The 9,232-nt window shown below is 72.2% G+C and carries 10 protein-coding genes; 6 read left to right on the plus strand and 4 right to left on the minus strand.

Annotated features, from left to right (window positions below):
- Window positions 1-5: 5 nt before the first annotated feature.
- Both SSQG_RS05540 and SSQG_RS41720 read right to left on the minus strand, forming a co-directional pair.
- Window positions 6-1,427: an Asp-tRNA(Asn)/Glu-tRNA(Gln) amidotransferase GatCAB subunit A gene (locus SSQG_RS05540; RefSeq protein ID WP_003988733.1), complete on the minus strand. Its 1,422-nt coding sequence runs from the start codon at window positions 1,425-1,427 to the stop codon at window positions 6-8.
- Window positions 1,414-1,590: a hypothetical protein gene (locus SSQG_RS41720; RefSeq protein WP_003988734.1), complete on the minus strand. Its 177-nt coding sequence runs from the start codon at window positions 1,588-1,590 to the stop codon at window positions 1,414-1,416. Before SSQG_RS41720 ends, SSQG_RS05540 begins: the two co-directional genes overlap by 14 nt.
- A gap of 100 nt (window positions 1,591-1,690) precedes the next feature.
- Here SSQG_RS41720 and SSQG_RS05545 point away from each other — a divergent pair, with 100 nt between their 5' ends.
- From SSQG_RS05545 to mug, 6 genes are all read left to right on the plus strand, one after another.
- Window positions 1,691-2,581 carry an MBL fold metallo-hydrolase gene (locus tag SSQG_RS05545; RefSeq protein ID WP_003988735.1) on the plus strand — a complete coding sequence of 297 codons (891 nt, stop codon included), beginning with the start codon at window positions 1,691-1,693 and terminating at the stop codon, window positions 2,579-2,581.
- 153 nt (window positions 2,582-2,734) lie between these two features.
- The gene (locus SSQG_RS05550; RefSeq protein WP_003988736.1) at window positions 2,735-4,075 is read left to right on the plus strand and encodes a hemolysin family protein; all 1,341 of its coding nucleotides are present in this window, start codon (window positions 2,735-2,737) and stop codon (window positions 4,073-4,075) included.
- A complete protein-coding gene (locus SSQG_RS05555; protein WP_003988737.1) occupies window positions 4,072-5,085 on the plus strand; it encodes a hemolysin family protein in 1,014 nt (337 codons plus the stop codon). The genes SSQG_RS05550 and SSQG_RS05555 overlap by 4 nt, the downstream gene beginning before the upstream one ends.
- Window positions 5,086-5,148: 63 nt before the next feature.
- Window positions 5,149-5,922, plus strand: coding sequence for an SGNH/GDSL hydrolase family protein (locus tag SSQG_RS05560; RefSeq protein WP_003988738.1), 774 nt, complete (start codon window positions 5,149-5,151; stop codon window positions 5,920-5,922).
- Window positions 5,923-6,007: 85 nt separating this feature from the next.
- On the plus strand, window positions 6,008-7,450 hold the full coding sequence (gene purB, locus SSQG_RS05565; RefSeq protein ID WP_003988739.1) for an adenylosuccinate lyase: 1,443 nt from the start codon (window positions 6,008-6,010) through the stop codon (window positions 7,448-7,450).
- 13 nt (window positions 7,451-7,463) lie between these two features.
- Window positions 7,464-8,009, plus strand: a complete 546-nt coding sequence (mug, locus tag SSQG_RS05570) for a G/U mismatch-specific DNA glycosylase (protein ID WP_039932003.1) — start codon at window positions 7,464-7,466, stop codon at window positions 8,007-8,009.
- 4 nt (window positions 8,010-8,013) lie between these two features.
- On the opposite strand, the gene SSQG_RS05575 is transcribed toward mug, so the two are convergent.
- On the minus strand, window positions 8,014-8,445 hold the full coding sequence (locus SSQG_RS05575) for a hypothetical protein (protein ID WP_003988741.1): 432 nt from the start codon (window positions 8,443-8,445) through the stop codon (window positions 8,014-8,016).
- A 57-nt stretch (window positions 8,446-8,502) separates the two neighbouring features.
- Window positions 8,503-9,231, minus strand: a complete 729-nt coding sequence (locus SSQG_RS05580) for an ABC transporter permease (RefSeq protein WP_003988742.1) — start codon at window positions 9,229-9,231, stop codon at window positions 8,503-8,505.
- Between the last annotated feature and the right edge of the window lies 1 nt (window position 9,232).

The following is a 9,232-nucleotide window of genomic DNA, read 5'->3' on the forward strand; positions in this document are numbered from 1 at the left end:
TGCGTCTAACGGGCGGCCGCGGTCTGACGAGCGGCCGCGGTCGCCGTCGCGAGCCCGTGGGCGGGCCGGGTCTGTTCGTAGGCGTGGCCGACCCTCAGGAGCAGGCTCTCGCCGAGCGGCCTGCCGAGGAGCTGCATGCCGATCGGCAAGCCCGCGGTGTCGTGGCCGACCGGTACGGACAGGGCGGGCACGCCGGTGATGTTGGCGGGGGCGGAGAGCCGCACATAGGCGTCGGCGACATCCTCGACGGTGCCGTCGGCCCAGGTGATCGCCTCCTGGCCGGCCTCGACCGCGGTGACTGGGACGGCGGGGGCGGCGATCAGGTCGACGTCCCGCAGCACGCGCTCCCACTCCTGTCGCATGAGGGTGCGCGAGCGCTGGGCGCGCAGGTAGTCGCCCGCGGGCATCAGCTCACCGGCCTCGAGAAGGACCCGGACGTCGTCCTGGTAGAGCTCGGGGACCGTGCGCAGGGTGTCCTCGTGGTAGGCGGTGGCCTCGGGCACCATGAGGCCCCACTGGGTGGGCTTCACGTAGCGGGCCATGGGGATCTCGACGTCGACGAGCCGGGCACCGAGGGCCTCGAGCTGCCCGATGGCGCGGCGGACGGCGGCCTCCACCTCCGGGTCGACACGGTCGAAGTAGTAGGTGCGCGGCACGCCGATCCGCAGCCCGGTCAGGTCGGTGTCCGGGCCCGGCAGGTACCGCGCCGGGGGTGTGGCCAGGGATGCGGAGTCGCGCGGGTCGTGGCCGGCCACGGCGGCGAGGACCAGGGCCGCGTCCTCGACGGTGCGGGTGAGCGGACCGACATGGTCAAGGGACCAGGACAGGGACGTGACGCCGTGGCGCGGCACGAGGCCGTAGGTCGGTTTGAGGCCGACGACGCCGTTGAGTGCGGCGGGCACCCGGATGGATCCGCCGGTGTCGGTGCCCAGGGCGAAGGTGGCGGTGCCCGCGGCCACGGCGACGGCCGATCCACCGCTGGAGCCGCCGGCGACCCGGCCGGGGTCCCAGGCGTTGCGGGTCTGCGGTGTGGTCAGGCCGTAGGCGAACTCGTGGGTGTGGGTCTTGCCCACCAGGACGGCTCCGGCGTCCGACAGCCGTGCGGCGACGGTACTGTCGGCCGGCGCGCGGTGGCCGGACCTGACCCGCGAACTGGCCGACGTGGGCAGGCCGGCGACATCGATCAGGTCCTTCAGACCCATCGGGATGCCGTGCAGCGGACCGCGGTGGCGCCCGGCGGCGATGTCGTCCGCGGCCTCGCGCGCCGCCCGGCGGACGCGCTCGGCCCTGACCGTGACGTAGGCCCCGAGGTGCGGCTCCACCCGCTCGACGCGCTCCAGCACGGAGTCCGCCAGTTCGACGGGGGACAGCCGCCGGGCCCGGATCTCGTCGGCGGCGGCGCTCAGGGTCAGTTCACTGGGCTGCATCGTGCGTCTCCTTCGTCGCCGCGGCGCGATAGGCAAAGGCGGGCGGGGTGTCGCCGAAGTCCAGCTCCCGCAGGACCGCGACGACGGAGCGAATGTGGTCGGCGGTGGCCGCGACCGCGGCACGGTGGGCAGCTTCACGCGGCGTCACTTCGGCTTGAGACATCGACCCTCCACAAAAGCTAAACGTTTGCTTTAGGGGACACTAGGACCTACGGTCGCCTTAACGCAAACAGATTGCTTTAATGACGGTCGAAGGAGCTCCCATGACCACACCCGCCTCCTGGACCGTGGGCGACGTCACGGTTCACCGCGTCGACGAGATCCTGCTGCCTCGCGCCACCGGGCCCTGGCTTCTGCCCGACGCCACACCGGACGTCGTCGCGGGGCAAGCCTGGCTGCGCCCCGACTTCGCCGACGACGAGAACATCCTGCGCATCGACAGCCACAGCTTCGCGTTCACCGTCGACGGGCTGAGGATCCTGGTGGACACCGGGATCGGCAACGGCAAGGAGCGGGCCAACCCCGCCTGGCACCGGCTCGACACCGACTTCCCGCAGCGCCTCACCGCCGCCGGGCACTCCCCGGACTCGGTCGACCTGGTACTCCTCACCCACCTGCACGCCGACCACGTCGGCTGGAACACCCGGGAGGCGGACGGCGAGTGGGTCCCCACCTTCCCGAACGCCCGGTACCTGACCTCCCGCACCGAGCGGGAGTTCTGGGCCGGGTACGCCATGGACGAGGCGCGCCGGCAGATGTTCCGCGACTCCGTGATCCCGGTGGAGGAGGCGGGACTGCTCGACCTCGTGGACGTTCCCGCCGAGGGCGTCGAGGTCGCTCCGGGCCTGCGCCTGCTCCCGACGCCCGGTCACACGCCCGGCCACGTCGCCGTCGAGCTGACCAGCCGCGGGCGGACGGCGCTGATCACCGGCGACTGCGTCCACCACCCCGTCCAGCTCGCCCACCCGGGCATCGGCGCCTGCGTGGACATCGACCCCGGCCGGTCCGAGGTCACACGCCGCGAGCTGCTCGGCTCGCTCGCCGGTACGGACACCCTTCTCCTGGGCACCCATTTCGCACCGCCCACCGGGGGCCGCGTCGTCTCCCACCAGGGTGCGTACCGGCTCTCATCCGTCCCCGCCGGCCCCGCGTGAGTCCCCCCACAGGACTTTGCCCATCCTTTACTCTTGGATGGCCACTCGGTTCTGCATGAAAGGTTGTGAGCGTCCGTCCATGGGCGAGCCTCCCCGTGCGCGACATCGCGCGTTCCGCCCCGTCCTGGAGAAGCATGCAACGGGGGTGAACCGATGACCGAAGTGCTGCTGCTCCTGGCGGCGATCCTGCTCTCACTCGCCTGCGGTGCCTTCGTGGCGGCCGAGTTCTCGCTCACCACGGTCGAGCGCGCAGAGCTGGAGCAGGCGGTGCAGCGCGGCGAGCGAGGCGCGCAGGGCGCGCTCAAGGCCGTACGGAACCTGACGTTCCAGCTCTCCGGGGCGCAGCTCGGCATCACGGTCACGAACCTGGTCGTCGGCATGCTCGCCGAACCGTCGATCGCCGCGCTGATCGCCGGGCCGCTGGAGGACGCCGGCGTCTCCCGCTCCGCCTCGCACAGTCTCGCGCTGGTGCTCGGCACCGCCCTGTCGACGGTGTTCCTGATGGTCGTCGGCGAACTGGTGCCCAAGAACTGGGCGATCTCCTCGCCGCTGGCCGTCGCCAAGACCGTGGGCAACGCCCAGCGCTGGTTCAGCGCCGCGTTCCGGCCCTTCATCACCCACCTGAACAACACGGCGAACCGGGTCGTGCGCCGGATCGGGGTGGAACCGGCCGAGGAGCTGGCCTCGGCGCGCGGTCCGCAGGAGCTGGCGGCGCTCGCCCGGCACTCCGCCAAGGAGGGCGACCTGGAGGCCGACACCGCCGAGCTGTTCGTGCGGACCCTGAACCTCGCCGACCTGACGGCGGAGAACGTCATGACGCCCCGGGTCCAGGTCGTCGCCCTGGAGGTGCAGGCGACCCTGGAGGACGTGGCGAACGCGACCCGGGCCACCGGCCTGTCCCGGTTCCCGGTCTACCGCGGCACCCTCGACTCGGTGGTCGGAACCGCGCACGTCAAGGACGTCCTGGCGGTACCCGCGGAGCGCCGGACCAGGATCTTCGTCTCCGAGCTGATGCGCGAACCCCTGCTGGTCCCCGAGACGCTCACGGTCGACCGGCTCCTGGACCGGCTCTCCGGCAAGCGCACCATGGCCGTGGTGATCGACGAGTACGGCGGCACCGCCGGTGTCGCCACCCTGGAGGACATCGTCGAGGAGGTCGTCGGCGAGGTGCGCGACGAGCACGACCCGCACGAGCTGCCGGACCTCGCACCCGCCGGCACGGACGAGTCCGGCCATGCCCTGTACTCGGCCGACGGCTCCGCGCGCGTGGACCACCTGGAGCGCATCGGGCTGCGCGCGCCGGAGGGGCCGTACGAGACGCTCGCCGGGCTGGTGGCGACGGTGCTCGGCCGGATACCGGCCGTCGGCGACACCCTCGAGGTCGCGGGCTGGCGGATGGAGGTCCTGGACGCGACCGGGCGCCGGGCGGCCCGCGTCCTGCTGCGCGCGCCCCTCGACGACGAGAAGCCCGACGAGAAGGGGGTGAAGCTGTGACCGCCGTCCAGCTGCTGATCGGTCTGGCGACGCTCGTCGTGAACGCCTTCTTCGTCGGCGCGGAGTTCGCGCTGATCTCCGTGCGCCGCAGCCAGATCGAGCCCTACGCCGACCAGGGCGACCGGCGCGCCAAGAGTGTGCTGTGGGGGCTGGAGCACGTGTCCGCGCTGATGGCGGCGGCACAGCTCGGCATCACGCTGTGCACGCTGGTGCTGGGTGTGGTCGCCGAGCCGGCGATCGCGCATCTGCTGGAGCCGGTGTTCCACGCGGTGGGTGTGCCCGAGGGCGCGGGGCACGCGGTGTCCTTCGTGATCGCGCTGGCCCTGGCGACGTATCTGCACATGCTGCTCGGCGAGATGGTGCCGAAGAACATCGCGCTCGCGGAGCCGGTGCGCAGCGCGCTGGCGCTCGGCCCGCCCCTGGTGGCGCTGTCCCGGGCGCTGCGCCCGGTGATCTTCACGGTGAACACCTTCGCCAACACACTGCTGAAGCTGCTGCGGGTGGAGGCCCGCGAGGAGGTCGCCGCCTCCTACTCGGACGCGGAGATAGCGCAGATCGTGAAGGACTCCAGCGAGGCCGGTCTCATCGACGACCGCGCCCAGGAGCGGCTGCACGACGCGCTGGAACTGGGCCGCCGCCCCGTGCGCGACGTGGTGCTGCCGCTGGAACGCGTGGTGTACGCGCGTGTGGGAGTCACTCCGGACGAGCTGGAGCGGCTGTCTGCGGAATCCGGGTTCTCCCGCTTCCCGGTGGTGGACGAGGGCCGGCGGATCGTCGGCTACCTGCACGTGAAGGACGCCCTGGACGCCGCTGGGCGGAATACGCCGTTCCGGTTGCGCGACATGCGGCCCATCGCCCGGGTGCGGGAACACACGCCGCTCGACGACGTCCTCACGGCGATGCGGGGCAGCCGTACGCACCTCGCGGCCGTGCTCGGCGCGGACGGGCGGCTGGCCGGTCTGGTGACCATGGAGGACGTGCTGCGGGAGCTGTTCGGCCAGAGGGCGTGAGAACCGGGTCCGGCGGGACCGACCGACCGCTGGGTATGTGCACGGGATACTATTTCCGTCGCCATGCAGACGAATCCCACCTACAGCAGCCTGGTCGCGGTCGGCGACTCCTTCACCGAGGGCATGTCGGACCTGCTGCCCGACGGCACCTACCGGGGCTGGGCCGACCTGCTCGCCGCCCGGATGGCGGCCCGTACGCCCGGCTTCCGGTACGCCAACCTCGCGGTGCGCGGCAAGCTGATCCAGCAGATCGTCGACGAGCAGGTGGACGTGGCCGCGGCCATGCGGGCCGATGTCGTCACCCTGGTCGGCGGGCTCAACGACACGCTGCGCCCCAAGTGCGACATGGGCAGGGTGCGCGCGCTCCTGGAAGAGGCCGTGGAGAAGCTGACCCCTTCGTGCGAGCAGCTCGTGCTGATGCGCAGCCCCGGCCGGCAGGGGCCGGTCCTGGAGCGGTTCCGGCCGCGCATGGAGGAGCTGTTCGCCTGCGTCGACGAGCTGGCCGCGCGGCACGGCGCGCTCGTCGTCGACCTCTACGGCGCCCCCTCGCTCAGCGACCCGCGGCTGTGGGACGTGGACCGGCTGCACCTGACGGCGGAGGGCCACCGACGGGTCGCGGAGGCGGTGTGGCAGGCGCTCGGCCACGAGCCCGAGGACGCCGAGTGGCACACACCGATGCCGGCGACGCTGCCGCCCGGCTGGGTCGAACGGCGCGTGGCGGACGCGCGGTTCGCCCGGCAGCACCTGCTGCCCTGGATAGGACGCCGTCTGACGGGCCGCTCCTCGGGCGACGGACTGCCGCCGAAGCGGCCCGAGCTGCTGCCGTACGAGCTGTAGGGCCCGGTGCACGAGCACCTCTCGTAGGTTCCGACGAAAAGGCCGGTGCGCTGGCCTGCACGAATCGCCAGTAGAATCCGTCCACGTGACTTCTGCGCCCGCCAAGCCCCGCATCCCGAACGTCCTCGCCGGACGCTACGCCTCCGCCGAGCTCGCCACGCTCTGGTCGCCCGAGCAGAAGGTGAAGCTGGAGCGGCAGCTCTGGCTCGCCGTGCTGCGGGCCCAGAAGGACCTCGGGATCGAGGTGCCGGACGCGGCGCTCGCCGATTACGAGCGCGTCCTCGACACCGTCGACCTGGCCTCCATCGCCGAGCGTGAGAAGGTCACGCGGCACGACGTGAAGGCGCGGATCGAGGAGTTCAACGACCTCGCCGGGCACGAGCACGTGCACAAGGGCATGACCTCCCGCGACCTCACCGAGAACGTCGAGCAGCTCCAGATCCGGCTCTCGCTGGAGCTGGTGCGCGACCGCACGGTGGCCGTGCTGGCGCGGCTGGGCAAGCTCGCCGGCGAGTACGGCGAGCTGGTCATGGCCGGCCGTTCGCACAACGTGGCCGCGCAGGCCACCACCCTCGGCAAGCGTTTCGCCACCGGCGCCGACGAGCTGCTCGTCGCGTACGGCCGTATCGAGGAGCTGCTGGGCCGCTACCCGCTGCGCGGCATCAAGGGCCCCGTCGGCACCGCGCAGGACATGCTGGACCTGCTGGGCGGGGACGCCGCGAAGCTCGCGGAGCTGGAGCAGCGGATCGCCGGGCATCTGGGCTTCTCGCAGGCGTTCACCTCGGTCGGCCAGGTCTACCCGCGCTCGCTGGACTACGAGGTCGTGACGACGCTGGTGCAGCTGGCGGCGGCGCCGTCGTCGCTGGCGAAGACGATCCGGCTGATGGCCGGGCACGAGCTGGTCACCGAGGGCTTCAAGCCGGGCCAGGTCGGCTCCTCCGCGATGCCGCACAAGATGAACACCCGCTCCTGCGAGCGGGTCAACGGCCTGATGGTGATCCTGCGCGGCTACGCCTCGATGACCGGTGAGCTGGCGGGCGACCAGTGGAACGAGGGCGACGTGTCCTGCTCGGTGGTGCGCCGGGTCGCGCTGCCGGACGCGTTCTTCGCGCTGGACGGTCTGCTGGAGACGTTCCTGACGGTCCTCGACGAGTTCGGCGCTTTCCCGGCGGTCGTGGCGCGTGAGCTGGACCGGTACCTGCCGTTCCTCGCCACCACCAAGGTGCTGATGGGCGCGGTGCGCGCGGGCGTGGGCCGGGAGCTGGCGCACGAGGCGATCAAGGAGAACGCCGTCGCCTCCGCGCTCGCGATGCGCGAGCAGGGCGCCGAGCGCAACGAGCTGCTCGACAAGCTGGCCGCCGACGCGCGCATCCCGCTCGACCGGGCCGGGCTGGACGCCCTGATGGCCGACAAGCTGTCCTTCACGGGTGCCGCGGGCGACCAGGTCGCCACCGTCGTCGCCCGGGTCGAGGAGATCGTGAAGCAGCACCCCCGGGCCGCGGGCTACACGCCCGGCGCGATCCTCTGACGCGCCGCTCACGATGGCGCGCTTCACGCCCGAGGAACTGGAGGCCGCCCGTGACCGCGTCGTGCCCGACGTGGTCGCGGACGGTCTGCGGGTGCTGTTCTGCGGGATAAATCCCGGTCTGATGACCGCCGCGACGGGCCATCACTTCGCCCGCCCCGGCAACCGCTTCTGGCCGGTGCTGCACCGGTCCGGGTTCACGCCCAGGCTGCTGAAACCGGCGGAGCAGCAGGAGCTGCTGTCGTACGGGCTCGGCATCACCAACGTCGTGGCCCGGCCGACCGCGCGGGCCGACGAGCTGAGTCCCGAGGAGTACCGGGAGGGCGGGCGGCTGCTCGCGCTGAAGGTGGAACGGCTGCGGCCGCGGCTGCTCGCCGTGGTGGGGGTGACCGCCTACCGCGCCGCGTTCGACGACCGCAAGGCCCGGGTGGGACCGCAGTCGCGGACCATCGGGGACACGCGGGTGTGGGTGCTGCCCAACCCGAGCGGGCTGAACGCGCACTGGACGGCCGAGACCATGGCCGAGGAGTTCCGGCGCCTGCGGGAGGCCGCGGAGTCCTGACCGGTCACGGCGGGTCCGTCTCCGTGACCACGGCGAGCAGCCGCACGTCCTGGGAGGGGTCCCGGTCCGCGACCGCCACGGCGACCCAGCGGCCGGTGCCCTCCACCTCCCACACGTGCGCCACGCCGGCCCATGCGCTCAGCTCGGCCCACGGCCGGGGAATTGCTTCCCGCTCGGTGCGCAGGAGGACGGTCTGCAGGTTGTAGGGATCGGTGTCGCCCCAGCGCGAGGCGAGCAGTTCGTAGACGGCGTCCCGGTCCTTCTCGAACTGGTCGACCGTCACCGCCCGGGTCGCGGGGTCGCCGTCGGCCGCGCTCTCTAACACCGCGACGTGGTAGCCGGGGCCCGAGGTGCCGACGTCCGACGGGCCGTGTTCCGCCGGAAAGGGGCGGAAGCACAGCTCGTCGACGAAGGCGATGTGCTGCGCGATGTTCATGAGGTCCAGTAAACCCGCCGCCACTGACACTTGGCGGGGCATCACACCTGTTGCCGGTCAGGCGTCCCGCCGGCGCAGGCTCCACGCTCCCGCCAGCAGGGCGGCCGCCGTCCAGAGCGCGGTCACCGCGAGCCCCGACCACGGCCCGAGGGACGATCCCGCGTACGTCCCTCGGATGACCAACTGGCCCGCCTTGTCGGGCAGGAAGTCGGCGACCGTGCCCGTCGCGTCGCCGATCACGAACGACACGACGAGGATGAACGGGATCAGCAGGGACAGGGTGGCCGTGCCGCTGCGCAGCAGGGCGGCGAGCCCGGCGGCGAACAGGGCCATCAGCATGAGGTAGACACCGCAGCCCACGACACCGCGCACCTGTTCGCCGGTGGTGAGCCCGTCCGCCGCCGGACCGAGCCCCGCCCGTGCGACGAGCAGGGCGGCGAGGGCGGTCACCCATCCCACGAGGAGGGTCGGCACGGCGATGACGGCCGACTTGGCCGCGAACCAGCTGCCGCGTTGCGGCACCGCGGCCAGCGAGAGCCGGAGCGCGCCCGGCCGGAACTCCGAGGACACGGCCATGGCCCCGAAGGAGACGGCGGCGATCTGGCCGGGGACGACACCGGACAGGGCCATGAACAGCGGGTCGAAGCCGGGGTCCGAGGTGTTCGAGGCACCGGCGATCGCGGAGAACGCCGTGGTCGCGGCGAACAGGGCCAGCAGCGTTCCCGGGAGGGAGCGCAGTGTGCGGATCTTCAGCCACTCGGAGCGGAGGACGGGGGTGAGTTCCATG

Origin of the sequence: Streptomyces viridochromogenes DSM 40736, assembly GCF_000158955.1 — a bacterium.
Classification (GTDB): Bacteria; Actinomycetota; Actinomycetes; order Streptomycetales; family Streptomycetaceae; genus Streptomyces; species Streptomyces venetus.